This is a genomic window from Pseudomonas tremae (genome assembly GCF_001401155.1).
Lineage (GTDB): Bacteria > Pseudomonadota > Gammaproteobacteria > Pseudomonadales > Pseudomonadaceae > Aquipseudomonas > Aquipseudomonas tremae.
Window position 1 is genome coordinate 1 of record NZ_LJRO01000143.1, and the last position, 879, is coordinate 879.

The 879-nt window shown below is 53.1% G+C and carries 1 protein-coding gene and 1 pseudogene; both read left to right on the top strand.

Annotation, left to right across the window (positions count from 1 at the left end; translation table 11 throughout):
- Nucleotides 1-163 precede the first annotated feature (163 nt).
- Complete coding sequence (locus tag ALO43_RS09955) at nucleotides 164-361, top strand: hypothetical protein (RefSeq protein WP_003343866.1); 198 nt, start codon at nucleotides 164-166, stop codon at nucleotides 359-361.
- A 3-nt stretch (nucleotides 362-364) separates the two neighbouring features.
- A pseudogene (locus tag ALO43_RS09960) lies at nucleotides 365-879 on the top strand (hypothetical protein); the annotation flags it as partial.

Here is an 879-nt window from a genome sequence, read left to right on the forward strand (position 1 = left end):
GAGTGGCTGGAGTTGATCGAGTCTTCCGACTTCACACTGGAAGGCTACCAGCACCATCCGGCAATGACGGCGCCGATGGCGGTTTGAGCCCGTAAGAGAACGAATCTAGCGCTGTGCTATAGTTTCAGCGCCCCCCCCCTGACCTTGTTCAATGGAATCGACTATGTTTTTCAATCGGATTGGACATCGTAGTGATACGAAGAAGGCTGAAGACGCAGCCCTCATGCAGGCAATCAAGAGCATCGACACTCTTGTGGTAAGGGGGGGGCGCATGTCCATGGACGCCAAAGAAATCGAAGGCTTGGTTCGCTCTTCACGCGATAAGGCTAAAAAACTGGTCACTCCTCAAGCCGAATCCTGATAAATGGCTTTTTTACTTCTGCTGCCACTACTTGTCAGCGGCTTTTTGGTGTGCCTGAAGGATCCCACCGTTTACTGCAGGCTGCATCGCTATGAAGGCCAGATGCTTTACTTGCAGGTGGGGCGATACGGTATTTACTGCTTTCTGGCGGCCATGTTTGTAACCGCAGCGCTTGCAGGCCTGTTCTCGCATGACTGGGGTGTGCTGTGCCCCAAATGGCTGCAAGCGGCAAACGCGGCCTCGCCAGTCTGTTTTGCCGTGAACACCGACTTCATGGGTGCCTTAGGTCAATTGGGACAGGACGTCGACATCACGGGCAGGAATTTTAGCCAAGTGGGTGTGTTCCTTGCCCTCTCAGGTTTACTGACCTTGGCGATGCCAAGTCTGGGGGCCTTTATTACTGTCAGGATTCTCAAGTGGCAACTGGGAGCCAGTAAAAAAGAAGAAATTGCGGCCTATCTGCTGGGCGAGTCTGTAGATCACAGCCCTATCTGCTCGACTCTTTTCGATGCATTCGG

Bases quoted from the DNA above. Each gene is read 5' to 3' on its own strand.
- ALO43_RS09955 (WP_003343866.1), top strand. From the start codon at position 164: ATGTTTTTCAATCGGATTGGACATCGTAGTGATACGAAGAAGGCTGAA.